A 25,051-nucleotide genomic window follows, 5' to 3' on the forward strand; every position below is an offset into this window, starting at 1 on the left:
CCTCGGACCGACGGAGTCCTGATCGTGGGCAGTATCACGGCGGACCTCACGACCTTCTCTCAACGCCTCCCGTCTCGTGGCGAGACGATCCTGGGCGATGACTTCACGCTTGTCCTCGGCGGAAAGGGCGCTAACCAAGCGATCGCCGTCGCTCTCGCAGGAAGCCCGGCCTACATGGTTTCCTGCGTTGGCACCGACCTGTTCGCACCGTTGTTGACCGGCGGCCTGCAGAACGCGGGGGTCGACATCGATCATGTGTCCCGGGTGCCGGGACCGAGCGGGATCGCGCACATTCGCGTCGATGACTCGGGTGAGAATGACATCGTTATGGTGCCCCTAGCCAATGCCTCGCTCAGCGAGGCGCAAATCGATTCCGCGTTCCTCGACCGTGCCCCGTTGTCAAAGGTGCTCCTGACCCAGCTCGAGATCCCCTGGGCGCTCACCCAACACGCAATTCGCAAAGCACACGAGGTGGGACTCACCGTAATTCTTGACCCTGCGCCTGCGACCGAACTGGACGACGCGATCTGGCCCCTGGTCGATATTGTCACGCCGAACGAGACCGAAGCCAGCCGCCTCACCGGTATTGTCGTCACCGACGCTGCGTCCGCTGCTTCCGCCGGGCGATGGTTTACCGCGAGGGGCGCGGGATACGCGCTGATCACGATGGCGTCAGCGGGCGCTATTCTAGTGTCTGAAACTTCCGTCCGGCACTTTCCGTCGATTCCCGTGGTGGCAGTCGACACGACTGCGGCGGGCGATGCCTTCGCCGGATATCTCGGTGCAGCGCTCGCTCGCGATGCTGATCTGGCCAGCGCCATCAGCCAAGCGATGGCCGCTGGTGCACTGACCGTCACCCAGCGCGGCGCATCCCCCAGTCTCCCGCAGCGCGCGGCCGTCGAGGATCTCTTGCACTCCCAGAAAGCGACAATTTCATGAGACGAACGAATACAACGATTCATCCGCAGCTATCCCGCGTCATCTCCGAAACCGGTCATACCGACCTCATCGTGGTCACTGACGCCGGGCTGCCCATACCCGCAGATTCCGAACGGATCGACTTGGCGTACCGTCCAGGCGCACCCGCTTTCCTCGACGTGCTCGACACCATCCTGGCCGAGCTCGTCATTGAAAAGGCGACTGTGGCGGCCGAAATCGCCCAGCACAGTCCCGATTTGTATGCGGCTCTGCGGGAACGCTTCGACGCCCTCGGTGTCGAGATCGACGTCGTTTCCCACGCCGAGTTCAAGACGCATTCCCGCGCCGCTCGAGCATTCGTACGCACGGGCGAATTTACGCCCTACGCCAACGTGATCCTGCACGCCGGCGTAGCTTACTGACTACGACAATGAATCAGTCTCGGCGCGATCGTGCCATCGTGAACACGAATCCGTCCCTGCTCGACGCGGCAGCGCCGCCGAGGAGCAGTGACACTCCACCCAAGATCGACCGGCTCGCTGCAACGCCCATGTACCACCAGCTCAAGCGCCGAATCATCGACGACATCGCCCGCCAAGGGTTGCGAGCGGGCGACCTTCTCCCCGGCGAACACCGATTGTGCAAGGATTTCAATGTTTCCCGCACTGTTGTGCGTCAAGCGCTGTCCCAGCTAGAAACCCAGGGGGTGATCGAGCGGGTCAAAGGCAAGGGCACTTTCGTGGCGCATCAAAAGGTGCCGGAAAGCCTCGTCCACACACTGACTGGCCTGTACGAGGAAGTCGCAGCCCGCGGCGGGCACGTTCGCAGTGAGGTTCGCCGGCAGGAGGTTATCCGGGCAGACAACGACGTCGCAGATTCTCTCGGTGTCGCGCCCGGGTCGCCGGTGGTCGTGATAGAGCGGCTGCGCTACGTCGATGACGAACCGTGGTCATGGACGACGACGTACCTGCCGCACGACATCGGACTACTTGTTTTGCATGATGATCTGCGGGACAAATCGCTCTATGCGCTCCTCGAGACCCACGGAATCCGCGCGGTCCGCGGTGTGCGATCGGCCGAAGCGGCATCGGCTAATCGGGCCCAGGGATCGCTGCTCAAGGTCGGCTCCGGCCAGGCTTTGCTAGTGCTGCGAAGCATCAGTTACGACGAACACGAACAACCGATGGAATATTTCGTTGCCTATCACCGCGGCGACCGCAGCCGCTTCGAGTTCCAGTTGAGTGCAACGTCTGCCACCCAGAGCACGGCAGCTCTGCGTCATACCGGCCTGTCCGCCCGGGACGCTCCACCCTCGGGAGAAAATATTCACCTGTAATTACAAGTCACCTGTGATTACAGGCACTCTGGACGGGCAGCACAGCCGCTGCCACGCGCGAGCGGGTTCGACGCCATGATTGATGCGACCCCGATTGGGCTCGGCCGCGACCCGTAAGCGGTGGCCCGGATCAACCGGTCTACTAAGCTGAGCGTGATCGCGACCACCGGCGCGCACCGCGGCGCGCACTATTCTCCCGACCACTGGCTGCGCCGGTTGGATGCCCGCCGTCGCGCCGACCTGTTCCTCACCGACCTGCGTGAGGGCATGCCTCGCCACGACCACCACCAGCAGCCCGCTCTCACTCCGGCCGGGGACCCCGTGCGCGCCGGTGTCCTAAAGGCCGGAATTGATTACTGGTCAATCTCCACGTTCGAACGCGAGACCCTCGAGGCCGTTGCCATCGCCCACGAAGCGACCGGCGCGCCAATCATGGTGCACCTTGAATACTGTACGGCGGCCCACGAAGTGCTTGACCTTCTAGTGGCGCTCGGCGTGAAGCCGAGCCGGGTCGTGCTGGCTCACGCCGATCGTGATTCCAACCCAACCCGGCCCTGCACCTGGAACTCGTGGCGCGGGGTGCCTGGCTCGGCTATGACGGCGTTGCCCGGCCGCGCACCCGAAGCGATGCCGAATTGCTCGACCTCACCGAGGCCGTCATCGCCGGCGGTGGCCTGCGACACATTCTCATCGGCGGCGATTTGGCCTGGCGCAGCCGAGACATCGCCTACGGCGGCATGCCGGGGTTGGCCTACCTCGGCACCCGCTACCTACCGGCGCTACGCGCTCGGATCGGGTCGGCTTCGGCGGACACAATCGTGCGTGAGAGCGCCGCACGGTTTCTCACCTGGACACCGGACCGACCCGGCTCGTAAATGGCCTCCCACCGGACCGGTGTGGGTTCAGTAGGGTGGAGACGTTCGTACGAAAGGACCAACATGGCCACTATTTACGACGTTGCCGCGCTTGCGGGAGTGTCCCCAGCCACCGTGTCCCGGGTCTTCAACGGCATTGCGGTCTCGGCCGTACGCAGCGAGCGGGTTCGCGCGGCCGCCGAGCGGTTGTCTTTCACGCCCAACCGCACCGCCCGCACGCTGCGCAAGCAATCGTCCGAGGTCATCGCCCTGATTATTCCAGACATTGAGAACCCGTTTTTTACGGCATTGGCGCGCGGCGTAGAAGACGTGGCCCAGGCATCCGGTTACTCGGTCGTGCTCTGCAACACCGACGAGGATGCCGAGAAGGAAGCACGCTATCTCGACGTTGTCGTGTCGGAAAATATGGCCGGCATCATTCTTGCCGCGACCAGTGACCACGTGGATTTGACCGACCTGACCCGGCGCGGACGCCCGGTCGTCGCCGTTGACCGCAGCCTGCCCGATGTGGATACCGTGACAGTCGACAACGTCGCGGGCGGACGCGATGCCACCCAATCCCTGGTCGCGCAGGGTTTTCGCCGGATCGCCTGCATAACCGGACCATGCGGGGGACCCACCGCCGAAGCCCGCGCTGACGGCTGGCGCGAGGCGGTGATCGACAGCTCGTCGGACCGTTACCTGCGCCATGCCGATTTTCGCGTCGAAGGCGGTCATGCCGCCATGGTGAACCTGTTGAACCTCCCGGAACCGCCCGATGCCGTATTCGTCGCCAACAATCTCATGGCGGTCGGTGCCCTGCGCGCCCTGATCGAGCGTGGACTTACTGCCCCGGTGATCGGCATTGCCAGTTTCGGCGATTTGCCGTTCGCAACCCTCTCACCGCGCGGCGTCACCGTGATCCCCCTCCCGGCCCGCCGACTCGGCGAAGCAGCGGCTCGCCTGTTGATCGAACGGCTGCGCGGCGATGACCAGCCCCGCCGCACGATCATGCTCGAAAATCACTCCTGAATCGTGGCTTGACGCCGACGGCATCCTTGACCCTGAAATCGATTTCATTTACGCTGGGTCTATGAGCATTGACGCGATTATCGGGGTAGATATCGGCACGTCGAGTAGCAAGGGCGTGCTCGTCACACTCGACGGTACCGTTCTGAGTTCCGCGAGCCGCTCGCACGTCCCTGAACGACCCCGGGAGGGCTGGGTCGAGATGAGCGCCGAGCTGTGGTGGAGCGAGTTTGTCTCCATCGCCCGCGAACTTGTCGACGCGGCCGCTCGCGCAGAGGCGGTGATCGTATCGGTCGGGGTCAGCGGCATGGGCCCGTGCGTGCTCGTTACTGATGCGGCGGGCACCCCCCTACGCCCCGCCATCCTCTACGGCATTGATACCAGGGCTACCCGGCAAATCGCGGAGCTTACGCTCGAACTGGGCGGCGACGCCGCCATCATGGCCCGCACGGGCTCCGCGCTGTCCACCCAGGCGGTCGGGCCGAAACTGGCCTGGCTCTCCGAGAACGAACCCGAGATATTCGCCCGCTCCCGTCGACTGTTCATGCCGAGTTCGTGGCTAGCCTGGCACCTGACCGGGGAATACCTGCTTGATCACCACTCGGCCAGCCAGTGCACACCACTCTACGACGCCGGTTCGCACTCCTGGTACGAACCGTGGGCCGCGCCGATCATCGGCCCGATCGACCTTCCCTCGCTGTGCTGGCCCGGCGACGTGGCCGGCCAGGTGAGTCCTGCCGCTGCGGCCGAATCAGGATTACCCGCGGGTATTCCCGTAATCGCCGGCACGATCGATGCTTGGTCGGAGGCGGTCAGCGTGGGCGCCCAGCGCACCGGAGACCTCATGCTCATGTACGGAACGACCATGTTCCTCGTCAATACGGTGCCCCAGCCGGTCACGGCCGTCGGGCTGTGGGGCACGGTTGGCGCATTTCCCGGTACGCACAATCTCGCGGGCGGCATGGCGACCTCCGGTGCGATCACCGGCTGGCTGCGCGACCTGCTCGGTGAGGGTGATTTCCCCGAGTTACTCGGTCTGGCCGCGGCGTCCGGCCCGGGCGCGCGCGGATTGCTCATGCTGCCGTACTTCGCAGGAGAACGCACACCGATTCAAGATCCGGATGCCCGCGGCATTATCGCCGGTCTCACCATCTCGCATACCGCCGGCGATCTGTATCGCGCGGCCTTGGAAGCAACCGCGTTCGGCGTGCGGCACAACATCGAGGCCATGCGGGCGGCGGGCGGTTCAATTGAGCGCATCGTGGCCGTCGGCGGCGGCGCCCAGGGAGACCTGTGGACGCAAATTGTCAGCGACGTCACCGGACTTCCCCAGGTACTCCCGAGTGTGCTCATCGGAGCCAGCTACGGCGCAGCCTTTTTTGCCGCCCTCGCTGTCACGAAGGCGGACATCGACTCCTGGAACCCGGCGGCCGCAGTTCGCCAGCCCAACCTGGCTCTGGCTGCGGAATACGACGAGCTGTACGCGTTGTACCGAGAGCTGTATCCGGCCACCCGTGATATATCCCATGCCCTCGCCGCTCGGCAGGGCCGATCCGGCGACATCACCACTCAGACCAGTACGCCCCCACCCCGCTCGAGCAATCAGAAAGCGAATTCAGTATGACCAGCTACCTCCTGCCCACACCCATCGTTCGAGCGCCAGCGCCCGAACGAACACTGTTCACCGTCGCCAGCGGAGACCTCCGTCAGGCCGCGAACCTCAAATGCTGGCCGACGCAGGCACGGCTTGAAGCTGACTTCACTGCCGCCGTACATCAGTTCGGCTGGTCGGTGCAGCGCGGCCACGCCGCCGAATCGGCTAGCGGCCACGGCTTCATCGACAGCCAGCGCATGGGTATTGAGGTCTTCCAGACCATCCCGATCGACTCGCCGATCGTGGTGGTCGAGGCAGTCTGGCAATACAGCCACCACGTGCTCGCCGGTTTGCGCGCTCACCGGGGACCAATTCTCGTCGTGGCCAACTGGGCGGGCGATTTCCCTGGGCTAGTGGGCCTGCTCAACCTCACGGCAAGCCTCACCAAGGCTGGCATCGCCTACTCCTCGCTTTGGAGCGCAGACTTTACCGACGAGTGGGCGGTTGGCCAGCTGCAGACCTGGCTCGATACGGGCCGCATCGTTCCCGATGAGAGCCACGTGCGCGACCTGCCCGTTCTGGATGTGGCCCAGCCCGAAGTTGCCCTCGGGGTGGCGCTGGCGCAGCAGTTGCAGCAGAAGCAAGCCATCATCGGAATCTTCGACGAGGGCTGCATGGGCATGTACAACGCGATCATTGACGATGAATTGCTCAACGCGCTCGGAATCTACAAGGAGCGCCTCTCCCAGAGCGCTCTGTTCGCCGAAATGGCTCGGGTGACGGATGTGGAAGCCGACGCGGTTAAATCCTGGCTGGACGACGCCGGATTCACATTCCACTTCGGCCAGGACGACGCCACCGAGCTCACCCCCGCCCAGGTGCACAGCCAGTTCAAAATGTACATTGCTGCGCTGCGCATATCGGATGACTACGGCCTGGATGCCGTAGGTATCCAGTACCAGCAGGGGCTCAAGGATCTCGTTCCCGCGAGCGACCTCGCCGAGGGGCTGCTCAACAACGTGGAACGCCCTCCCGTCTTCTCACGGGACGGCAGCCGCGAACTCTACGCCGGGCTGGCCTTGCCACATTTCAACGAGGTGGATGAGGGCGTCGCGGTCGACGCCCTCATCACGAACCGGGTTTGGACCGCGATGGGCCTCGACCCGGCCAACACGCTGCACGATGTGCGCTGGGGCGAAGAATACGATGGTGAGTTCGTCTGGGTCTTCGAGATCTCCGGATCGGTTCCGGCGTCGCACAACGGCGGCTACGACAAGAGCTACAGCATGCGCCAGCCGGAGATGTTCTTCCCCCTCGGCGGCGGCACTCTCAGCGGAATTTCTAAGCCGGGTGAAATCGTCTGGTCCCGAGTATTCATCATGGACGGCGTGCTGCACGTCGACATGGGTCGGGGGCACGTTGCCGACTTGCCCGCGGCGGAAACCCAGCGCCGCCTCGACGCTACCGATCCGCAGTGGCCGATCATGCATGCCGTGCTGCACGGCGTCACGCGCAACCAGCTGATGGGCCGTCACAAGGCCAACCACGTGCAGGTCGCCTACGCAACGGATGCCGACGCCGCGGACCGGGCGCTCGTCGCCAAGGCCGCCCTGTTCCAGCAGCTCGGCGTGCTCGTGCACCTCTGCGGTGACGTGATCGCGTAACAGCCCGATACACACAGAAGCCCCCACCCGATCGGGTGGGGGCTTCTGTGTGTATCGGGCTGTGGTCGGGCCGCTACGACCTGGCCACAAGACTACTTGTAGAGAACGGCTGCGATCTCCGCGTCTTTCATGTTGGTCTTATCGAACCAGAAGTAGCCGGTGTCGATGACCTTTTCCGGGGTCTTACCGTTGATGGCGTCGAAGGCGGCCTGAACCGTCGCCTCGCCGATTCCGATGGGATTCTGCGTGATCGCGCCCGCCATCAGGCCGTTGGTGATCGCATCGATCTGAGCCTGGCCGGAGTCGAATCCGATCACGGTCAGCTCACCCGCATCAAGTCCGAGCTCGCCGACGGCATTCACGATACCGATGGCAGAGCCCTCGTTGGTGCCGTAGAGACCCTTGAGGTCGGGGTGAGCCGCGATCATGGCCTTGGCGATATCCGCCGACTTGAGGTGGTCACCATCGCCGTACTGGATGTCCACGATCGTGATGTCGGGATACTCGGCTTCGATCTGATCGACGAACCCATCGCGACGTTCGACGCCGGTGGAGTTGATCTGGCTGTGACCAACGATGGCAACCTCGCCCTTGCCGCCGATCAGCTCGGCCATGTGGTCAGCAGCGAGTGCGCCAGCGCCGAGGCTGTCGGTCTTGGCGATGCTGAGAGGGTAGTCACTGCTGCAGCCGGCGTCGAACTGCACGACGGGAATCGATGCCGTCTTCGCCGCGTCCATGAGAGAGACGCAGGCTTCCGGGTCGAGCGCCGCGTATCCGATCGCATCCGGTTTCTTGTCGATAGCGGCCTGCAGCATCTGCAACTGGCTGTCGACCTCGGTCTCAGAAGCCGGCCCGTCAAACGTGACGGTCACGCCGAGCTCCTTGGCCTTGCTTTCCGCCCCGCTCTTCACCGCCTGCCAGAACTGGTGCTGGAAGCCCTTGGAGACCAGGGCGATGTACGGCTTATCACCATTGGCAGCATCGCCGCCAGCGTCTGAGCCGCCAGCAGAACAGCCTGCCAAGGCGAGCGAGATAGCAGCCGCAGCGGCCAGAAAGACAACTTTCTTTTTCATCGATTAACTCCATTGTTTTTTCGGCGGACAACTTCGTAGTTGTCACGTAATGCTAGCGAGAATAGTGCGGGAAAAGCTTCATAAGTACAGGCAGGTACAAGATCGTTACATTGGCGCAATCACGGGGATGCAACCGATTTCATATATTAGCTCCGGGGCGCGTCGGGACTAGGACGCCGCCCGACGTTGACGCAGGGCATCGGTGAATACGGCGATCAGAATAACGACGCCGATGACGACGTTCTGCCATTCGGTCTGGATTGACATGATGCGCAGCCCGTTGATCAGAACGCTCATGATGAGAGCGCCGATCAGGGTGCCGAGGATCGATCCTCGACCACCCAACAGCGACGTTCCGCCGATGATGACGGCGGCGATGGCCTGCAGCTCATACCCCGTGCCCAACTGCGGTTGGGCCGAGTCCAGTCGGGCACCGATGACGACGCCGGCGACGCCGGTGAACAGGCCGGCGACCGTGTAGATCACAATCTTCCATTTACGGGTATCCACTCCTGACAGGCGGGTCGCTTCCTCGTTGCTGCCGATTGCGAAGGTATAGCGCCCGAGGAGCGTCTTGCTCAGCAGCACGTAGGCCAGGAGGGCGAGCACGAACAAGATCAAGACCGCGTTCGGGAGACTGGGGATGACGAACCCAAGAGCGATGTCCTTGAACCCTGAAACGCCGCTGAAATAAATCGGACGCACTCCGGAGATGACGAGTGCGAGTCCCTGCGCGATGAGCATCATTGCGAGGGTGGCGATGAACGGTGGAAGCCTCAAAATAGCGATATTGAACCCGTTCACAAATCCCATCAGCCCACCGGTGAGAATGCCGCCGATCACCCCGACGATGAGTGGAAGCTCGAGGTTGACCAGGAAGATGCCGGTCATGACCGCCGCGAGCGTCATGCCCGTGCCAATCGACAGGTCGATCCCGCCCGTGATGATCACGAAGGTCGTACCGAGCGCGAGGATCCCGATCACCGCCGTCGAGAGCAGGATGCCGGAGATATTGCTCCAGGTGAAGAAGTTGCTGCTCGCAAACGAGAAGAACACCAGCAACACGACCAGCGTTGCGAACGCGAGCGATTGTTGGATCTGGGCACGCAGGAAGCTTTTGGCCGAACGCTGCGGTTCCGGGGTCCCTCCCTCAACGCGGGTCTGTTCAGTTACGGGGGTAGCGTTCATGGCCGTCACAACTCTTTCTCGTCACCCATGCGGGTGGCGTAGTCCATTATTTTTGCCTGATCGGCATCTTCGTTGTCGAGAATTGCGGTGATTCGGCCATTGGCCATCACCACGATGCGGTGCGACAAGCGCAAAACTTCCGGCAATTCGGAGGAGATCATGATGATCGATTTGCCGGCGGCCACGAGGTCGTTCAGCAGCCTGTAGATCTCTTCCTTGGCGCCGACGTCGATGCCCCTGGTCGGCTCGTCGAAGATGAGAATGTCACAATCCCGCGCAAGCCATTTAGCGATGACGACCTTCTGCTGGTTGCCGCCGGAGAGGTTCTTGGTTATCGCCGAGATCGAGGGGGTTTTGATTCGCAGAGAAGCGACGTATTCGCGCGACTTCTGCTTGCCCTTCATGGTGTGCACGAAGCCGAGGGCATCAGTGTAGTCGCGCAGAGAGGCCAGCAGAACATTGGTGTTCACGTCTTGCTCGAGCAGGAGCCCGTAGGCCTTGCGGTCCTCCGAGAGATAGCCGATTCCGTGGGCAACCGCATCCGAAGGCTGCTTGATCTTGACCGGCTTGCCGTTAATGAATACGCGACCGCCCTCGGAGAGGTCGGCACCGATAATGGCCCTGGCCACCTCCGTGCGCCCGGCTCCCATCATGCCGGCGAAGCCGAGAATCTCGCCGCGCTTGAGTTCGAAGGATATGTCTTTGAGTAGCTGGCGGGTGTTTAGTCCCTCCACCTTGAGCACCACCTCGTTGTTCGCGTGGTCGCGGGCTGTCGGTCGTGCACTCTCTTCGATGTGGCGACCGACCATCATCTCGATGATCGTCGGAATATCCAATTGCTCTTTTTGCAGGGTCCCGATGTACTCACCGTCCCGTAGCACGGTGACGCGATCGGTGATCCGGCGCAGTTCGTCCATGCGGTGCGAGATATAGATGATGCCCGTGCCGGCGCGCTTCAGATCCTCGATGAGCCTGAAAAGCGTTTCTGTCTCGACGTCCGTCAGGGCCGATGTGGGCTCGTCCATGATGAGCACCTTGGCGTCGAAAGACAAGGCCTTGGCTATCTCTACCATCTGCTGCTTCGCGACGGTGAGGGTTTCCACCAGTGCCTTGGGGTCCAAGTTGATACCGAGGCGCTTCAGCAGCTCGTCCGCTTTGCGGTTGAGCGCCCGCTCGCGCAGAAACAATCCTCCCCGCGGCTCACGTCCGATGAAGATGTTCTGCGCGATCGTGAGGTGCGCCATCAGGTTCATCTCCTGATGGATGATGCTGATACCGAGCGCCTGCGCGGTCTTCGGGCAGTCAATGTTCACCTCCACCCCGTCGAGGAAGATACTGCCCTCGTCTTTGCTGTAGATCCCGGACAGGATTTTCATCAGGCTGGACTTGCCGGCACCGTTTTCTCCAACGAGCGCGAGGACCTCCCCACGATCGAGTTCGAACTGGACGTCTTTAAGCGCCTGAACGCCCGGAAAGCTTTTGCTGATTCCGGTGACTCTCAACAATTGGTTTGACATACATCACCTACTTCATCGGAGGATGGACCTTGGCCATGAGCAACTCGATCATGGCAGATACGGCTGCAAAGATCCGACCAATTGCGAAGAATCAGTCGATCATGAGTTGTATCATAATGTATCTAAAAGGCGGCCATGAGCAATAGTGTAAAAGCGTTGCTCTTACGCAACGCAGGATTCAATGAAGAAATTTGAGAAAGACGTCCACATGCAAATCGGTGCCCACGCCCTCGTGTTTACGGGAACTTTCGACCAAGCAGGCTTGACCCTCGCGATCGAGAAGACCAAGCAGGCAGGTTTCGACCTGATCGAAATTCCGCTCATGGACCCGGCAACTTTCGATCGCGCGCTAGCAAAACATCTGCTATCCGACTACGATCTGCCCGCCACAGCGTCGCTCGGACTCAGCCAATCAACGGACCTTACCAGCGCGGACCCCGCGTGTGTCGCTGCCGGTGAGCGGATGCTGGAGGAGTGCCTGGACATCGTGTATGCCTTCGGCGGCACGCGGTTGTGCGGCGTGATCTACAGCGCGATGCAGAAGTACATGGAGCCGGTGACCCTTTCGGGTCGGGCGTCGAGTGCCGCCGTGATCAACCGGCTGGCTTCTCGGGCGGCCGATCTCGGCATTCACTTGTCCCTCGAGGTGGTCAACCGCTATGAGACGAATGTGATGAACACCGGGCGAGCGGCCCTGGGGTTTCTCGATGAGATCGATCACGACAACGTCTCCGTGCACCTCGACACGTACCATATGAATATCGAGGAGTCCGATCTGTTCTCTCCCGTGCTCGATGTGGCGGATCGCCTCGGGTACGTGCACATCGGCGAAAGCCACCGCGGCTATCTAGGATCCGGAACGGTTGATTTCGGGTCCTTCTTCCGCGGTCTGGCCCGGATCGGGTACGACGGGCCCGTCGTGTTCGAGTCGTTCTCCTCGTCTGTCGTGAATCGTGACCTCAGCCGGTCCCTGGGCATTTGGCGCAACCTGTGGGAAGACTCCGATGACCTGGCCGGGCATGCCAACACGTTCATCCGCAACCAGCTGCGGGCCGTGCAGTCGGTCGCCCTGCATTGAGTCGAAGGTCACTCGATCGCGCGTCACAGGAGTCTGCGGTGCTGCTCGGGGCTACGCCGATTCGATACCGACCAGGCCCTTGCGCACAATGGCACAGCCGTAGGTGCGCATTTCACCGGTGCGAACGATCACAAAGGCATCGACTGCGTCCCGATAGAAATCGAAGCGGTCGACGAACCGGGCTGCGTCTGACTCCACCCGGGCTGCCCGCAGCAGTTCGGTCTGCACCGGGAGCACCGAGCCATCGGCCGACGTCATGAGGTCCACGGCGGGGGAATCGTCGAGCGGGAGCACGCTGCGAATGGCGGTGAGCACCTCCGGTGACGTGGTGCCGGGAAGATCGACCAGGCGATTTGCGAGGCGGGCGGCCGGAAAATGGGCATCCACGATGAACACCGAGTCCGAGTGCCCCATGGCATCGAGGTGGTTGAGTAGCTCTCCGGTGAGGAGGGGGTTGATTCCGTTCAGCATGGCCAGGTCCAATCGTTAGGGGGCAGATGATAGATCCGTGCGGCCGTGCCGCCCAGAACATTCGAGCGTTCGGATTCACTCAGCTCGGCTGCAAGGTCGTCAACCACCTGCCATGTGGGCTGGTAGCCGCTGTTGAGCTCGGTGATGGGCCAATCGCCACCGTACATGAGGCGGTCGGGGCCGAAGAGATCGAGGGCGATCTCCCACACGCCGCGCAACGCGTCGACCGAATACGGCCCACTCACGCTCCACAGCCCCGAGAATTTCGCCACGGTCTGGGAATGGCGGGCGACGCGGGCCAGCGCCAGGCGCCAGGCGGCGAAAGCGTCCGGCTCCCGCGGCGGCTTGCCGAGGTGGTCGACAACAAGAGTCAGACTGGGTATTTCCTCCGCCAGGCGCTCGGCCTGATCGAGATGACGCGGCCAGGCATCGTGTAAATCGAAGGGAAGCCCGCGCGCCGCGAGGTCAGCCAAGGAGTTCCGCACGGCCGGTAACTCTAGAAAATTCTCGCGGGGATCATCGTTGATCAGGTGGCGCACACCACAAAAAGCCGGATGCTCGCTCCATCGGTCGAGTGCCTCAGCGCTCGCTCGGGGGTCGTCCAGTGGCACCCAGCCGACGACGCCGCGCACCCAGCGGCAGCGCGTCGCGACATCGAGCAGGTAGGCCGTGTCGACGTGCGAATCTTCGGCCTGCACCAGCACCGCGCCGTGCATGCCGGCGGTCCGCAGCTCTACCGCGGCCTGTTGCGGTGTCCAACTCGTGTGCAGGCGGCCGTGCTGCGGGCCGAGCCAGCCATAGTCAGACACCTCCAGGTCCCACACGTGCAGGTGTGCATCGATGCGCGGGGCCCCCTCGGTCATGCCACGATGAGTTCTTGCTCGGTCAATCGCTGCCAGAGTTCGGCCGGGATCACTTCGTGCAGCCGTTCCGCATTCTGGCTGATCTGCTGCGGGCTGCTTCCGCCGACGACGACGGTTCGAACCAGGGGTTCCCGCAGGGAGTACTGTAGCGCGGCGGCAGCCAGCGACACTCCGGCCTCCCGGCACAGCTCGGCAATGCGTTGCACGCGCCGCAGCAACCCTGCGGGAACCGCGTCGTAGTCGTAGCGAGCATCGGATCCGGGAGAGTCCGTGGCCAGCAGCCCGGAATTGAACACCGCGGCGTTCACGATGCCAACTCCATAGTCACGGCAGGCCGGCACCAAATCGGACAGCGCCGACTGGTCAGCCAGGGTGTATCGGCCGGCGACCATCACGAGGTCGAGGGAACCAGTCTGCACGCACGCCAGCAGGGCGGACGTCGTCATCGATCCCACCCCGATGCGATCGACCAGGCCGGCCTCGCGCAGGCCGACGAGGGCGGGAATGGCACGTTCGATGCCCGCCTGCAGATCATGGCGTTCCGGATCGTGCAGGTAGACCACGTCGAAGCGGTCCAGTCCGGTGCGCCGCAAGGACTCGTCAAGGCTCGCGCGGATGCCTTCGGAAGAGAAATCCCACACCCGCTTCTGATCGGCCGGCACTGCGAAGCCATGGTCCAGGTCGGTATGGTCCGCGCCGTGCGGATTTGGTCGCAATAGACGCCCGACCTTGGTGGAGACGACGAACTCATTCCGCGGTTTGTCGGCCAGAAACTCACCAAGGCGGCGTTCAGACAGGCCGAGCCCGTAGTGCGGAGCCGTATCGAAGTATCGAAGTCCGGCGTTCCAGGCGGCGTCGAGTACTTCGCGGGCGTCGGTATCCGACATCGCGCGGTACAGGTTGCCGACGTTGGCGGCTCCGTAGCCGATGCGCCCGGGGGTGAATTCACTCATGTGCGGTAAAAGAATACTCGTCACGGCTGGCGGCGAGCATCTCGGTGCCAGCACCCGGCGCGAGTGGAGCCCGGTAGGCGCCGCAATCAAGCACGACGGGCGTCAGGAAATGTTCGTGCAGATGATCGACGAATTCGATCATCCGACCTTCTGTGGTCCCGGAGACAGCGATGAAATCGAACATGGACAGGTGCTGCACCGCCTCACAGAGGCCGACCCCGCCGGCGTGGGGGCAGACCCGCACGCGGAACTGAGCGGCCAGCAGAAGGATCGTGATGTTTTCGTTGACCCCGCCCACGCGGGTCGCGTCAATCTGCAGCACCTGCAGCGCATCGGCCTGCAGAAACTGCTTGAACATGATGCGGTTGGCCATGTGTTCGCCGGTGGCAATGGGGATCGGTGCCACTCCTCTGGCAATCGCCGCGTGCCCTAGAATGTCGTCCGGGCTCGTGGGTTCTTCCAACCAGGCCACGTCGAATTCGGCCAGGTGCGACATCCACTCGATCGCTTCGGCGACGCCCCAGCGCTGGTTCGCGTCGACGCCGATGAGAACGTTCGGACCGACGGCGGTTCGGGCCAGGCGCATCCGCCGGATATCGTCGGCGATGTTGCCCCCCACCTTGAGCTTGATCATGCCGAAACCCTCGTCGACGGCTTCGGCGGCCAGGCGCACCAGTTTGGCGTCGCTGTAGCCGAGCCAACCCGGAGTAGTCGTGTAGGCGGGATACCCGACAGCGAGCAGCTCGGCTTCGCGTTCCGCTCGCCCCGGCACCGCGGCCCGCAGAATGCGCAGCGCGTCGCCCGGAGTGAGCGCATCCGTCAGATAGCGAAAATCGATAAGTTCAACGAGCTGCTCCGGCGTCATGCGGCCGAGCAGCTGCCACAGTGGCAGGCCAGCGCGTTTCGCTTTGAGGTCCCAGAGGGCGTTCACAACAGCACCGATAGCCATGTGCATGACACCCTTTTCGGGGCCCAACCAGCGTAACTGCGAGTCCCAGACGAATTCGCGCCAGGTCGCACCCATGTGCTCGAGCAGGTCTTCCGTGTTGCGCCCCACCAGGTAAGTGGCCAGGGCGGTGATCGCCGCGACCTGCACGTCGTTGCCGCGACCGATCGTGAAAACGAATCCGTGCCCCTCGAGGCCGTCGGCTGCATCTGTGACGATGCGCACGTACGCCGCCGAGTAGTCGGGGTCGGGATTCATCGCATCCGAGCCGTCGAGCGAGGTTGACGTGGGAAAGCGAACATCGCTGGTGTGCAGCGCGAGAATTGTGCTCACAGAATTTTCTCCTAGTCTGGACCCCGAGCCTAAACATCCGATGTATAGAATGTCAATCGAGGATCTGATTCGGAACCCTCCGAACACTCACCGACGAGAGTTGGCGCATGAAGTTTGCCCGCTTGGGCCCGATCGGCCAGGAAACGCCCACGGTGCTGGTCGACGGCACCTACTACGACTTATCCACGATCACCGCGGACATCGATGGGACTTTTCTCTCCACGGGCGGCCCGGCAGCGGCCCTCGCCGCCCTCGCGGCCGGCAAGCTGCCCAGATTGGAACAGACCGACTCACTGCGCATTGGAGCGCCCATCGCGCGCCCAAGCGCGGTCATCTGCATCGGCATGAACTATGCCGCCCACGCAGCAGAATCCGGCGCTCTCCCACCTGAGATTCCGATCATGTTCCTCAAAACACCCAATACCGTGGTTGGGCCAAATGACACCGTTGAGATCCCCCCCACGAGCACCAAAACCGACTGGGAAGTGGAGCTCGGCGTGGTGATCGGCCGACGCGCGGCTTATCTGGCCAGCCCGGCCGACAGCATCCGCCACATTGCGGGATTCGTCACGGCCAACGACCTATCCGAGCGAGATTTTCAAATGAACGTCTCCGGCGGTCAGTGGTCAAAAGGCAAGTGCGCACCGGGTTTTAATCCGACCGGGCCCTGGCTGGTCACTCACGATGAGGTGGACCACCAGAACCTCGCGCTGCGCAGCTGGGTCAACGGCGAACCGCGACAAGATTCGAACACCGCTGACCAGATCTTCAGCGTGGACTTTGTGATCTGGCATCTCAGCCAGTACCTGACCCTGGAACCCGGAGACCTCGTGCTCACCGGCACACCGGAGGGAGTTGCGCTCTCCGGACGCTTCCCGTACCTGGCCGCAGGCGACGTGTGCGAAGTCGAAATCGCCGGCCTCGGACGCCAACGCCAGAAATTTGTCCCGGCCTCCACCGAGAGGAACCAGTATGAATGAGTTCGAGAACCTCGTCGCTGTCGTCACGGGCGGCGCGTCCGGGATTGGCGCCGCGATCGCCGATCGCCTGCACGCCGGTGGCGCCCGGGTCGCCGTGCTCGACCTAAACCCGCACGATGCTGCCGCCACACACTTCGCGGTGCAGACCGATATCGCGGATTCCGTATCCGTTGACGCCGCGATCGCCGCGGTTGTCGCGAAATTTGGACGTATTGACATCATCATCAACAACGCCGGCATCGGTGCGCAGGGCACGATAACCGACAATGACGATGACGAGTGGGCGCGAGTACTGAGCATCAATGTGATCGGTATCGCCCGCGTCACTCGAGCAGCCCTGCCCTGGCTGCTACGTTCTCCATCGGCGGCGATCGTGAACACCTCGTCGATTGCAGCCACCGCCGGACTACCCGAACGGGCCCTGTACAGCGCCTCCAAGGGGGCAGTGCTGGCGCTTACCCGCGCAATGGCAGCCGACCACCTCCGGAACGGCATTCGCGTCAACTGCGTCAGCCCCGGCACCGCGGATACTCCCTGGATCGGCCGGCTGCTCGCGACTGTTGCCGATCCGGAGGCGGAACGGATCGCGCTCAACGCGCGGCAACCACACGGCCGTCTCGTCGATGCCCAGGAGGTCGCCGACGCTGTCGCGTACCTGGCCAGCCCGCGTTCCGGTTCCACCGTGGGTATCTCGCTGGCGGTCGATGGCGGCATGGAACACTTGCGATTGCGCGCCCGGTAACGACCGGAGCAACAGCCATCGCCGGTTCACCGGCTGGGCGCCAAGCCGTCTTTCCTGAGCATCCGCTGAAATAGGGCTGTCCCCTCGCTTAGTGGACACAGGCCGGTCAGACTGAATGGTATGACACATACCCAGCTCCAGAAGGCCGAACTTTTGCTCTCGCTGCACAAGCCCGGTGAGCCTCTCATCGTGACCAACGTGTGGGACGCCATCACCGCCAAGGTCGTCGCCGACGCGCCCGGCGTCAAGGCCCTCGCGACTGCGAGCCACTCCATCTCGAACGTGCGCGGCCTGCCAGACGGCGAGGGCCTCTCCCTCGACGAGGCCATCATCGCTGCGACGATCATCGCCGGCGCTGTCGACGTGCCCGTCTCGGCCGATTTCGAGAAGGGGTACGCACCGGATGCCGTTGGCGTGACCCGCAACGTGCGTCGCCTCATCGAGGAATCCGGCATTGTCGGCATCAACATCGAGGACTCTATCGGCGCGGCAAAGGCTCCGCAGTTCGACATCGAAACCGCCGCCGCCCGCGTGGCCGCGGCCAGAGCCGGAGCCGACCAGAGCGGCATTCCGCTCGTGATCAACGCGCGCGTCGACACCCTGGCCGGCGGAGGCGACTGGGGAGAAGCCGTGGCCCGCGCCAACGCCTACCTCGGCGCCGGCGCCGACGTCATCTTCTTCCTCGGCTTGACCGACGAAGATAAAGTCGCCCGTGCGATTGAGCAGGTCAACGGCAAAATCTCCGTGATCGGCGCGCCCGGACTTGTTCCGCTTCAGCGTCTCGCCGAGCTCGGCGTCTCCCGGGTCAGCTTTGGCCCTGGCACCCTCGCGCTGACCCTTGCCGCCCTGCAGGCCGCAGCCACGAATCTCACCGCTCTCGGCGACTACCCCGCCGATCTCGGGTTTAAGTTCGCCCTGTAGTCCGCCTGGACACCGAGGCCGTCAGCATCCGTTTCTCAGCGGATGCGGGTGGCCTCGTTGTGGCTGATGAGTTGCCAGGTGGCGCCCTCGTCGGCGGAGACCCAACCTTCCCATTTGTAGCTGTCGGGGGTGATGGCAGTGAAGTTCCACCGGATCGGGCGACCGTCGGTGCGGGTGCCTTCCTGCCGCACGCCGTGCCGGTACGGGGTGGCGACGAGTTGGCAGTATTCGCCCAGCGCCGGGGCGAAGTAGCTCACGCGCCAGGCTCCAGCGAACGGGTCGTAGACGCGCAGCGCGGTGGCGACGGTTTCACATCCAGACGGATGCGTCGTGCTTGCGACGATCTCGACGTCTTGCACGGCCCGGCCGTCGAGGACGAATTCGACCATCCAGATGAAGTCGCGTGCAATCCATTCATTGGTGGTTTCATCCAAGCGTGACCCCTTAACAGTCCAGGATCCAACCATCTGGCCGAAGAGGCGCATGCGTCCGGGGTATTCCGGCGTTGGGCCGTGCGCGATGAGCGCCTCGTCGAATCGGGTCGGCATGGAGGTCATGCCCAAATTTTACCCGACGCGAGGTTACGTTCGGATTACCGCCGGCGTCCGATCGGTTTCTTCAGCGCCCGATGGTGGTGCGGTGAAAGTTGTGAAACGAGCGTGAGGCAGTCGGGCCGCGCTGGCCCTGGTACCGGGAGCCGTATTCACTGGAGCCATAGGGTTTTTCAGCCGGAGAGCTGAGTTGGAAGAAACACAGCTGGCCGATCTTCATTCCGGGCCAGAGTTTGATCGGCAGCGTCGCGACGTTGCTGAGCTCGAGCGTGACGTGTCCAGAGAAACCCGGGTCGATGAAGCCGGCCGTCGAGTGGGTGAGCAGGCCGAGGCGACCGAGGGAGCTCTTCCCCTCGAGCCTGGCAGCCACGTCGTCTGGCAGGGTGACCTGCTCGTAGGTGGCGCCGAGCACGAACTCGCCCGGGTGCAGGATGAACGGCTCGTCGGGCTTGGTCTCGATCAAGTGGGTCAGCTCGGGCTGGTCCTCGGCCGGATCGATGTAGGCGTACTTGTGGTTGTCGAACAGCCGAAACAGGCGGTCAAGACGCACATCAATGCTTGACGGCTGGATCATCTGGGGGTCGAGCGGCTCCAAACCGATTCGTCCAGCGTTCAGTTCAGCTTTGATATCGCGATCGGAGAGCAGCACTGTGCCAGCCTAGCCGCGCGGGGTTGATATGCTGGCAACGTTCCGGTTGTTGTTCACCTACAGCGGGCGCGCGGATGTAGTTCAATGGTAGAACTTCAGCTTCCCAAGCTGATAGCGCGGGTTCGATTCCCGTCATCCGCTCCAGAGTTTTCTCAGGTGTCGGTGCGTACGTCGTGTCGGTGGTGCACGATGTCATGCAGAAAATACGTTCCGAGCGTTTCCACGGTGAACGATGGGCCATCACTGCGGCGCGCGGTGCGCTGCTGCGCATCCGTTCGCACCGATGCGAAGCTGTCGGCAACGCGTTGCGCGGCGGCGTTCTCACGAATCAGGCCCGGTAAGTTCACGAAGTCCACCTCGCTCGCTCCAAATCCACAGTCGGAGCAGGAACGTTCGAGCACCCAGGTCCAGTCAGACGTGTCAGGGACGATAGGCAGGCGTTTATGCTAGCGGCCACCTGTGCACGGCGAACTGTCACGTGCGCCCGATACCGTTGAGATAAGCAAGGAGACACATGACGATATTGATTGCCGGATGCGGTGACCTCGGCACCGAGGTCGGCTTGCGCTTCGCCGACTTGGGGCACGCGGTGGTCGGGCTGCGCCGCAACGCTAGCGTGCTCCCGACGGAAATTACTGGTCAGTCGATCGATCTGAGCCGTGAGAAGCCTGTCATTCCGTTCGATACCGAGTTCGTCGTTATGGCAATCTCCGCTGGAAGCCCAACGATCGCGGCCTACCGAGCCGCGTACCTGGACGGCCTGCGCAACCTGCTCGATGCGCTCGATGACGCCGGCGTCACGCCCCGCCGCGTACTGCTCGTCTCATCAACGGCCGTCTACGACATCAACGACGGCAGCCGAGTCGACGAGCAGACCCCCGCTAACCCAAAGCCGGGTACCGATTCCATCGTGTTCGACGCCGAGCAAATGCTGCACGCCCGCATCCCCAGCGCCACCGTTTTGCGCCTGGCCGGCATCTACGGCCCCGGTCGGGAACGACTGATCACGCAGGTACGAGCTGGTGCCGCACTCTCCGCGGAGTCACGCCACACTAACCGCATCCACCGGGACGACGCAGCAGCCGCGATCGTGCACCTGTTGCTGCGCCCGGAACAGCCGGCGCCCCTGTATCTTGGCGTCGACAACGCCCCGGTCCCAAGCAACGAAGTGCTGGCCTTTCTAGCCGCCGAGCTCGACCTGCCCGAATTAGCTCTGGATCCGTCAGCAGCGCCAGCCTCCACCCGGGAAAGTCAGCGTGGCGGGGACAAGCTCCTCAGCAACCGCTTGCTGCGAGATACCGACTTCACCTTCACCTACCCCACCTTCCGAGAGGGCTACCGCGCACTCCTGGCGGGAGCCGGAACACTCCACCCGTAGGTTGCTACCTGGTTGACCCGGCCTGGATCAGATCCGCATCCGCATCCACCACGAGAGCCATCGAGGTCAGCAGCTCTCCCAGACGCACCTGATCATCCGGGCTGACGTCCCGCGCGGCACGGGCGATCAATGCCGCGAAATCGCTGTAAAGCTTCTGGGTGATCTGTTCTGCGGCGGGGGTCAAGACCAAGAGTAGGCTGCGTCGATCGTGCGGGTGGGCCACCCGGGTGACCAGCTCCAATGCCACCAGGCGATTTGAAATCGCGGTCACGGCACCCGTCGTAATTTCCATCGATTCCGCGAGCAGCTTAGGAGTAATGCTTCCGGCTTCAGCGACACGGGCCAGTGCTCGCAGCTCACTCCCCGTCAAGTTGGTTTCCGCCGCCACCCGATTGCGGTTGCGATCCATCCCTCGAAGAAACGCAAGAGCGGATACGCAGAGACCATCCCCGGGGCGTCTCGAAATATCGAGTTTCATACGTTCTCCGAACTCTGGTCTGTCTGTTTCGCCCGCGCTGCAGGCCCGCAAAACGACCCGTCCCAGCCGCTCTGTCCTGCCAGTGTAGCGGGTAGCTCAATTTTGGAGTTTCTTAACGATTGAGTAGTTTGTTCTTTGAATTATTTCCCGTATATTGAAAGACGCGCTCGCGGTTCGACGTACTCCTTGGGGTCAGCCAGGTTCTAGCAACCGGCCGATATTGAGCCGCCGATAGGTCGCCTCGAGCGCGGCCATCACCCTGCACTGACGAAACGGACCATGTAATGCAGAGCTACCGCCTGACGATCAACGACGACTGGTTCTACCTTTCCGGCGATTACAACGTTTCGGCGCTCAAAGCTGCGATGACGGCAGCAGTCCACAGCGGCGGCGGCTTCGTCGACATATTCAGTTCCCTGCGTTCGCAGACCTCCCTTCTGATCACGGCACATTCGATCGTGAAGCTGGAAGCCATTTTTGCCGACGATCTTCCTGACCCCATTGACACAACTTCCCCCCTTGGCCACTCGTACATCGATGATGACTACTGGCTGGATTGAATCGTTTTACGCGAGTTTTTTCTTCTCGATCCGGGGGCATCCGTTCGGTGAGTCCATTTGAATCGATACCCCTGCAGCATTGACGACGAGCACACACACGGGTAGGTTCACGCGAACGGGGATGCGCGCGTTCCGCAATGCCAAGTCGTAATACAACTGCCAGAACCGTCCAACCGTTTCCACAGCGTGGCACCCGATCTGGGTGCCACGCTTGTGGCGTTTTGCGACAAGTTCATGCGCCGAGACCCAAAAGGGGAGATTAGGGGCACAATTGTCACCAATCCGAAGTTGATGGAGCTCCGAACTCACAGCAAGCACGGGTTAGCCGTGCAACAAACAGGAGGCACCTGAAATGCGCACATCACCTAATCGTCTGATCGCCACCGTCTTCGGCGCGGTCTACGTTCTCGTTGGATTACTCGGCTTCGCAGTTACCGGCGGAGTCGGCTTCATCGCCACCCAGGGCGAATTGCTTCTCGGAATCTTCGAGGTCAATCCCCTGCACAACGTTGCGCACCTTCTGATCGGTGCCGCCCTGCTCATTGCCGGCCTCTCTAACGTCACGGCCGCCAAGGCAACCAACAGCACCATCGGAGCCGTCTATTTGCTCCTGGGCATCGTTGGATTCTTTATCGCGAGCACCGCGCTGAACATTTTGGCGCTCAACACCGCTGACCACTTTCTGCACCTGGCCAGCGCGATCGTGCTCCTCGGGGTTGGCCTCACCGCCGACAAGACGGTTCGCAGCCACGCCACAGCATAACGACCGACACCCAGCACCCAGCACCCAGCACCCAGCACCCAGCACCCAGCACCCAGCACCACTCCATCCCTTCGCAGTAGATTCACCCAAGGAGCATCATGTCCCCGGTCACTCGTATCTGGATGGGCTTCGCCGCCCTCGGCGCCGCTCTGATCCATTTGGCCGTGGGCGTGACCGCTCCGTTTCCCCTGTCGGTTCTTCTAGTCGGGTTCGGCATTGCTGAACTGGGCTGGGGAATCGCCACCCTTGCCCGGGACCGCATAATTGTTCCCCGCATCATCGTGGGAGCAGCCCTCATACCGGTTTTCATCTGGGGAGCAACTGCCGCCCTCGGCAGCGGTCTCGGCGTCACGAGCGCCCAGACCGGGCTACCGCTCTACCCGATGGCCGTCGCGTCACTGCTCAACATATTCTTGGCCGCTACGGTGGCCATCGCACAGCGGCACGCATCGAACAAAGTCCCTGCCCCCGTCGGTGCCGCTCTGCACGGCACCGGCACGCCCAGCGGTTGGCGTTTTCTCACCGGCGTCGTCGCAGGCGGCTTTCTGCTCTCGGCGCTTACCACCCCGGCCCTCGCCGCTACCGAGATCGGCTCCCACGCCTTACCCCACGGGTCGCACGGAGTGACCGCGGTCATCATGCCGCAACCGGTCGACCACGGATCGCACTGATCGCACTGATCGCCCTGATGGCACCGACGCCTTTCGCAGGGCGTGAAACGGGCCTCGCTTGCGTGAACATCGAACGGATAGTGCGTTCTAGGATTCGCCGTGACCCGACGCTGAAGAATCACGGCTCGACGCATCCAGCCCTGCCAGGTCAGCTACCGGCGGCACAACCTCGATGCTCATGAAACGCTTGACGTTCTCATCGACGATGATATCGCTCGGCCGCAGCGGGCGGGTGAGGTAGAGCCCGTCCAGACTGGTCAGCCGACTCAGGGCTACATAGGTCTGGCCGGGGCTGAACACCCGCGCACCAAGATCGACAATGGCCCGCGCGTAAGTGGCACCCTGCGATTTGTGGATGGTGACCGCCCAGGCCAACCGCAGCGGAAACTGCGTGAATTCCGCCACGACATCCCGACTCAGTTTCTTGGTCGCAGCGTTGTAGGTGTACTTGTACTTTTCCCACACCGTCGGCTCGACCTCGAACACGTCGCCGTCGATGTCCACGAACACGGTCGAGGTGACCTTCGTCACCGTTCCAATGCTGCCGTTGACCCAACGCGGCCCACCGTCAAGCGGAGAATCATTGCGCAGGAACATCACCTGCGCGCCCACCTTGAGTTCAAGCACCTCGTCGGCAGGAAACTGCTTGCCGCCGAAATCCCCGGTGATGTCGGCCTTCGCGGTGAGCGATTTACCCGACAGCTTCTTCAAAGCGGATGCGTTGATGCGGTTCACAGCGTCATTGCGGGTCGCGAGGGTGATCACGCCCTCGCTCGGCGGTGTTCGCGCCCCCGCGCCGTTGAGAGCTCCGCCGATCTCGGGAGTGACCTGGCCGTGCCGAACGGCATTGAGCATGAGCTTGAAATCGTTGTCCCGCTGCCGGTGAATTTCGGTGAGCTCGAAGATGCGCAACTCTGCGTCACGCCACACCTTCGCGTCGAAGAACCACATCGAGCGGTAGTGGTCGGCGAAATAGGCACGCTCATCCGGTCCGCCCGGCACCGGGGCCAGCTGGTACGGGTCACCGAACAGCACGATCTGCACTCCGCCGAATACATCGAACGGGCGTTGCCTGGCCTGGCGCAGGCTGCGGTCGATCGCGTCCATGAGGTCGGCATTGACCATCGAGACCTCGTCGATGACGAGGGTGTCGATGGTGTTGAGAAGTTTGCGCACCTGGTCGTTCTGATCGATTGGGCTGTCGGCAATCACACCGATCGGTAGCCGAAAGAGCGAGTGGATGGTCTGACCGCCAACGTTCAATGCGGCGACACCGGTGGGCGCGGCGATTACGATCTGCTTGCTCGTGTTCCACGAGAGGTGGTTCAGCAGGGTGGACTTACCGGTTCCCGCCCGGCCGGTGACGAACACGTTCTGCTTGGTGCCTTCGATTGCAGCGAAGACCAGCGCCTGTTCACGACTGAGCGGAATCTCGGACACGGCACACTTTCTCTGGCAGGCGAACGCTGCACGGGGTAATCGTCACAGGCAACGTTCCACTGTAGTCTCCAGCAGCGCACGGGGCACGAAGCGGGGCTTTG

27 protein-coding genes, 1 tRNA gene and 1 pseudogene are annotated in these 25,051 nt (G+C 62.7%); 17 read left to right on the forward strand and 12 right to left on the reverse strand.

The genetic code is table 11. The annotated features are described in order from the left end of the window. The first annotated feature begins 24 nt into the window (after window positions 1–24). The 8 genes and pseudogenes from E3T38_RS08010 to E3T38_RS08040 all read left to right on the forward strand — a co-directional run bounded on the left by E3T38_RS08010 (window position 25) and on the right by E3T38_RS08040 (window position 7,395). Window positions 25–939 carry a ribokinase gene (locus E3T38_RS08010; protein WP_241984367.1) on the forward strand — a complete coding sequence of 305 codons (915 nt, stop codon included), beginning with the start codon at window positions 25–27 and terminating at the stop codon, window positions 937–939. Further along, on the forward strand, window positions 936–1,340 hold the full coding sequence (gene rbsD / locus E3T38_RS08015; protein WP_134547758.1) for a D-ribose pyranase: 405 nt from the start codon (window positions 936–938) through the stop codon (window positions 1,338–1,340). Before E3T38_RS08010 ends, rbsD begins: the two co-directional genes overlap by 4 nt. Window positions 1,341–1,348: 8 nt before the next feature. Beyond that, the gene (locus E3T38_RS08020; RefSeq protein WP_134547760.1) at window positions 1,349–2,254 is read left to right on the forward strand and encodes a GntR family transcriptional regulator; all 906 of its coding nucleotides are present in this window, start codon (window positions 1,349–1,351) and stop codon (window positions 2,252–2,254) included. 153 nt (window positions 2,255–2,407) lie between these two features. After that, window positions 2,408–2,734, forward strand: a pseudogene (locus tag E3T38_RS17095) (aryldialkylphosphatase); the annotation flags it as partial. A gap of 89 nt (window positions 2,735–2,823) precedes the next feature. Next, entirely contained in the window at window positions 2,824–3,129 is a 306-nt protein-coding gene (locus E3T38_RS17100) for a hypothetical protein (protein WP_241984396.1), read from the forward strand. Window positions 3,130–3,192: 63 nt separating this feature from the next. Next, window positions 3,193–4,140, forward strand: coding sequence for a LacI family DNA-binding transcriptional regulator (locus E3T38_RS08030; protein ID WP_134547761.1), 948 nt, complete (start codon window positions 3,193–3,195; stop codon window positions 4,138–4,140). A gap of 61 nt (window positions 4,141–4,201) precedes the next feature. Continuing rightward, a complete protein-coding gene (locus E3T38_RS08035; protein ID WP_174775221.1) occupies window positions 4,202–5,761 on the forward strand; it encodes an FGGY-family carbohydrate kinase in 1,560 nt (519 codons plus the stop codon). After that, window positions 5,758–7,395: a fucose isomerase gene (locus tag E3T38_RS08040; protein WP_134547763.1), complete on the forward strand. Its 1,638-nt coding sequence runs from the start codon at window positions 5,758–5,760 to the stop codon at window positions 7,393–7,395. Before E3T38_RS08035 ends, E3T38_RS08040 begins: the two co-directional genes overlap by 4 nt. A 92-nt stretch (window positions 7,396–7,487) precedes the next feature. Here the strand turns inward: E3T38_RS08040 and E3T38_RS08045 are convergent, their stop codons facing one another. From E3T38_RS08045 to E3T38_RS08055, 3 genes are all read right to left on the reverse strand, one after another. Beyond that, window positions 7,488–8,468 (reverse strand): ABC transporter substrate-binding protein, encoded by a 981-nt coding sequence (locus tag E3T38_RS08045; protein WP_134547765.1) that lies wholly within the window; start codon window positions 8,466–8,468, stop codon window positions 7,488–7,490. Window positions 8,469–8,636: 168 nt separating this feature from the next. Next, complete coding sequence (locus E3T38_RS08050; protein WP_166805473.1) at window positions 8,637–9,656, reverse strand: ABC transporter permease; 1,020 nt, start codon at window positions 9,654–9,656, stop codon at window positions 8,637–8,639. Between the two features lie 5 nt (window positions 9,657–9,661). Next, window positions 9,662–11,173 (reverse strand): sugar ABC transporter ATP-binding protein, encoded by a 1,512-nt coding sequence (locus E3T38_RS08055; RefSeq protein ID WP_134547769.1) that lies wholly within the window; start codon window positions 11,171–11,173, stop codon window positions 9,662–9,664. 181 nt (window positions 11,174–11,354) lie between these two features. Here E3T38_RS08055 and E3T38_RS08060 point away from each other — a divergent pair, with 181 nt between their 5' ends. Then, window positions 11,355–12,251, forward strand: a complete 897-nt coding sequence (locus tag E3T38_RS08060) for a sugar phosphate isomerase/epimerase (protein ID WP_241984368.1) — start codon at window positions 11,355–11,357, stop codon at window positions 12,249–12,251. A gap of 51 nt (window positions 12,252–12,302) precedes the next feature. Here the strand turns inward: E3T38_RS08060 and E3T38_RS08065 are convergent, their stop codons facing one another. The 4 genes from E3T38_RS08065 to E3T38_RS08080 are packed head-to-tail and all read right to left on the reverse strand — an operon-like array spanning window position 12,303 to window position 15,817. Continuing rightward, a complete protein-coding gene (locus E3T38_RS08065) occupies window positions 12,303–12,722 on the reverse strand; it encodes an RbsD/FucU family protein (protein ID WP_134547771.1) in 420 nt (139 codons plus the stop codon). Continuing rightward, on the reverse strand, window positions 12,716–13,585 hold the full coding sequence (locus tag E3T38_RS08070; RefSeq protein WP_134547773.1) for an amidohydrolase: 870 nt from the start codon (window positions 13,583–13,585) through the stop codon (window positions 12,716–12,718). The genes E3T38_RS08065 and E3T38_RS08070 overlap by 7 nt, the downstream gene beginning before the upstream one ends. Further along, window positions 13,582–14,538 carry an aldo/keto reductase gene (locus E3T38_RS08075; RefSeq protein ID WP_134547775.1) on the reverse strand — a complete coding sequence of 319 codons (957 nt, stop codon included), beginning with the start codon at window positions 14,536–14,538 and terminating at the stop codon, window positions 13,582–13,584. The genes E3T38_RS08070 and E3T38_RS08075 overlap by 4 nt, the downstream gene beginning before the upstream one ends. Continuing rightward, window positions 14,531–15,817: an enolase C-terminal domain-like protein gene (locus E3T38_RS08080; protein ID WP_134547777.1), complete on the reverse strand. Its 1,287-nt coding sequence runs from the start codon at window positions 15,815–15,817 to the stop codon at window positions 14,531–14,533. The genes E3T38_RS08075 and E3T38_RS08080 overlap by 8 nt, the downstream gene beginning before the upstream one ends. A 107-nt stretch (window positions 15,818–15,924) precedes the next feature. Between E3T38_RS08080 and E3T38_RS08085 the strand changes: the two genes are divergently transcribed. From E3T38_RS08085 to E3T38_RS08095, 3 genes are all read left to right on the forward strand, one after another. Next, window positions 15,925–16,797, forward strand: a complete 873-nt coding sequence (locus E3T38_RS08085; protein WP_134547779.1) for a fumarylacetoacetate hydrolase family protein — start codon at window positions 15,925–15,927, stop codon at window positions 16,795–16,797. Further along, window positions 16,790–17,539, forward strand: a complete 750-nt coding sequence (locus E3T38_RS08090) for an SDR family NAD(P)-dependent oxidoreductase (protein ID WP_134547781.1) — start codon at window positions 16,790–16,792, stop codon at window positions 17,537–17,539. Before E3T38_RS08085 ends, E3T38_RS08090 begins: the two co-directional genes overlap by 8 nt. Window positions 17,540–17,659: 120 nt before the next feature. Next, the gene (locus E3T38_RS08095; protein WP_134547783.1) at window positions 17,660–18,460 is read left to right on the forward strand and encodes an isocitrate lyase/phosphoenolpyruvate mutase family protein; all 801 of its coding nucleotides are present in this window, start codon (window positions 17,660–17,662) and stop codon (window positions 18,458–18,460) included. A 35-nt stretch (window positions 18,461–18,495) separates the two neighbouring features. Here E3T38_RS08095 and E3T38_RS08100 read toward each other — a convergent pair whose 3' ends face one another. Beyond that, the gene (locus E3T38_RS08100) at window positions 18,496–19,017 is read right to left on the reverse strand and encodes a hypothetical protein (RefSeq protein ID WP_134547784.1); all 522 of its coding nucleotides are present in this window, start codon (window positions 19,015–19,017) and stop codon (window positions 18,496–18,498) included. Window positions 19,018–19,078: 61 nt separating this feature from the next. Next, entirely contained in the window at window positions 19,079–19,660 is a 582-nt protein-coding gene (gene dcd, locus E3T38_RS08105; RefSeq protein ID WP_134547785.1) for a dCTP deaminase, read from the reverse strand. 70 nt (window positions 19,661–19,730) lie between these two features. On the opposite strand from dcd, the gene E3T38_RS08110 reads away from it, so the two are divergent. Then, a tRNA-Gly gene (locus E3T38_RS08110) sits at window positions 19,731–19,804 on the forward strand. Window positions 19,805–19,812: 8 nt separating this feature from the next. On the opposite strand, the gene E3T38_RS08115 is transcribed toward E3T38_RS08110, so the two are convergent. After that, on the reverse strand, window positions 19,813–20,007 hold the full coding sequence (locus E3T38_RS08115) for a hypothetical protein (protein WP_370449007.1): 195 nt from the start codon (window positions 20,005–20,007) through the stop codon (window positions 19,813–19,815). A 167-nt stretch (window positions 20,008–20,174) separates the two neighbouring features. On the opposite strand from E3T38_RS08115, the gene E3T38_RS08120 reads away from it, so the two are divergent. Then, on the forward strand, window positions 20,175–21,038 hold the full coding sequence (locus tag E3T38_RS08120) for an NAD-dependent epimerase/dehydratase family protein (RefSeq protein ID WP_134547787.1): 864 nt from the start codon (window positions 20,175–20,177) through the stop codon (window positions 21,036–21,038). Window positions 21,039–21,042: 4 nt separating this feature from the next. Here E3T38_RS08120 and E3T38_RS08125 read toward each other — a convergent pair whose 3' ends face one another. Next, the gene (locus tag E3T38_RS08125; RefSeq protein WP_134547788.1) at window positions 21,043–21,516 is read right to left on the reverse strand and encodes a MarR family winged helix-turn-helix transcriptional regulator; all 474 of its coding nucleotides are present in this window, start codon (window positions 21,514–21,516) and stop codon (window positions 21,043–21,045) included. 284 nt (window positions 21,517–21,800) lie between these two features. Between E3T38_RS08125 and E3T38_RS08130 the strand changes: the two genes are divergently transcribed. From E3T38_RS08130 to E3T38_RS08140, 3 genes are all read left to right on the forward strand, one after another. Then, entirely contained in the window at window positions 21,801–22,076 is a 276-nt protein-coding gene (locus E3T38_RS08130; protein WP_134547789.1) for a hypothetical protein, read from the forward strand. 352 nt (window positions 22,077–22,428) lie between these two features. Further along, window positions 22,429–22,839 carry a DUF4383 domain-containing protein gene (locus tag E3T38_RS08135; protein ID WP_134547790.1) on the forward strand — a complete coding sequence of 137 codons (411 nt, stop codon included), beginning with the start codon at window positions 22,429–22,431 and terminating at the stop codon, window positions 22,837–22,839. 98 nt (window positions 22,840–22,937) lie between these two features. Then, a complete protein-coding gene (locus E3T38_RS08140) occupies window positions 22,938–23,510 on the forward strand; it encodes a hypothetical protein (protein WP_134547791.1) in 573 nt (190 codons plus the stop codon). Between the two features lie 87 nt (window positions 23,511–23,597). On the opposite strand, the gene E3T38_RS08145 is transcribed toward E3T38_RS08140, so the two are convergent. Next, complete coding sequence (locus E3T38_RS08145) at window positions 23,598–24,950, reverse strand: ATP-dependent RecD-like DNA helicase (RefSeq protein WP_134547792.1); 1,353 nt, start codon at window positions 24,948–24,950, stop codon at window positions 23,598–23,600. Window positions 24,951–25,051 lie beyond the last annotated feature (101 nt).

Origin of the sequence: Cryobacterium sp. Hb1, assembly GCF_004403585.1 — a bacterium.
Classification (GTDB): Bacteria; Actinomycetota; Actinomycetes; order Actinomycetales; family Microbacteriaceae; genus Cryobacterium; species Cryobacterium lyxosi.

What these genes read in the sequence shown, in the direction of transcription:
- E3T38_RS08095 (WP_134547783.1), top strand. Translation starts at nt 17,660, where the DNA reads ATGACACATACCCAGCTCCAGAAGGCCGAACTTTTGCTCTCGCTGCAC.
- E3T38_RS08035 (WP_174775221.1), top strand. Translation starts at nt 4,202, where the DNA reads ATGAGCATTGACGCGATTATCGGGGTAGATATCGGCACGTCGAGTAGC.
- E3T38_RS08065 (WP_134547771.1), bottom strand. Translation starts at nt 12,722, where the DNA reads ATGCTGAACGGAATCAACCCCCTCCTCACCGGAGAGCTACTCAACCAC.
- E3T38_RS08020 (WP_134547760.1), top strand. Translation starts at nt 1,349, where the DNA reads ATGAATCAGTCTCGGCGCGATCGTGCCATCGTGAACACGAATCCGTCC.
- E3T38_RS08045 (WP_134547765.1), bottom strand. Translation starts at nt 8,468, where the DNA reads ATGAAAAAGAAAGTTGTCTTTCTGGCCGCTGCGGCTGCTATCTCGCTC.
- E3T38_RS08060 (WP_241984368.1), top strand. Translation starts at nt 11,355, where the DNA reads ATGAAGAAATTTGAGAAAGACGTCCACATGCAAATCGGTGCCCACGCC.
- E3T38_RS08125 (WP_134547788.1), bottom strand. Translation starts at nt 21,516, where the DNA reads ATGAAACTCGATATTTCGAGACGCCCCGGGGATGGTCTCTGCGTATCC.
- E3T38_RS08120 (WP_134547787.1), top strand. Translation starts at nt 20,175, where the DNA reads ATGACGATATTGATTGCCGGATGCGGTGACCTCGGCACCGAGGTCGGC.
- E3T38_RS08055 (WP_134547769.1), bottom strand. Translation starts at nt 11,173, where the DNA reads ATGTCAAACCAATTGTTGAGAGTCACCGGAATCAGCAAAAGCTTTCCG.
- E3T38_RS08140 (WP_134547791.1), top strand. Translation starts at nt 22,938, where the DNA reads ATGTCCCCGGTCACTCGTATCTGGATGGGCTTCGCCGCCCTCGGCGCC.
- E3T38_RS08040 (WP_134547763.1), top strand. Translation starts at nt 5,758, where the DNA reads ATGACCAGCTACCTCCTGCCCACACCCATCGTTCGAGCGCCAGCGCCC.
- E3T38_RS08075 (WP_134547775.1), bottom strand. Translation starts at nt 14,538, where the DNA reads ATGAGTGAATTCACCCCCGGGCGCATCGGCTACGGAGCCGCCAACGTC.
- E3T38_RS08090 (WP_134547781.1), top strand. Translation starts at nt 16,790, where the DNA reads ATGAATGAGTTCGAGAACCTCGTCGCTGTCGTCACGGGCGGCGCGTCC.
- E3T38_RS08085 (WP_134547779.1), top strand. Translation starts at nt 15,925, where the DNA reads ATGAAGTTTGCCCGCTTGGGCCCGATCGGCCAGGAAACGCCCACGGTG.
- rbsD (WP_134547758.1), top strand. Translation starts at nt 936, where the DNA reads ATGAGACGAACGAATACAACGATTCATCCGCAGCTATCCCGCGTCATC.
- E3T38_RS08135 (WP_134547790.1), top strand. Translation starts at nt 22,429, where the DNA reads ATGCGCACATCACCTAATCGTCTGATCGCCACCGTCTTCGGCGCGGTC.
- E3T38_RS08030 (WP_134547761.1), top strand. Translation starts at nt 3,193, where the DNA reads ATGGCCACTATTTACGACGTTGCCGCGCTTGCGGGAGTGTCCCCAGCC.
- E3T38_RS08100 (WP_134547784.1), bottom strand. Translation starts at nt 19,017, where the DNA reads ATGACCTCCATGCCGACCCGATTCGACGAGGCGCTCATCGCGCACGGC.
- E3T38_RS08070 (WP_134547773.1), bottom strand. Translation starts at nt 13,585, where the DNA reads ATGACCGAGGGGGCCCCGCGCATCGATGCACACCTGCACGTGTGGGAC.
- E3T38_RS08050 (WP_166805473.1), bottom strand. Translation starts at nt 9,656, where the DNA reads ATGAACGCTACCCCCGTAACTGAACAGACCCGCGTTGAGGGAGGGACC.
- E3T38_RS08130 (WP_134547789.1), top strand. Translation starts at nt 21,801, where the DNA reads ATGCAGAGCTACCGCCTGACGATCAACGACGACTGGTTCTACCTTTCC.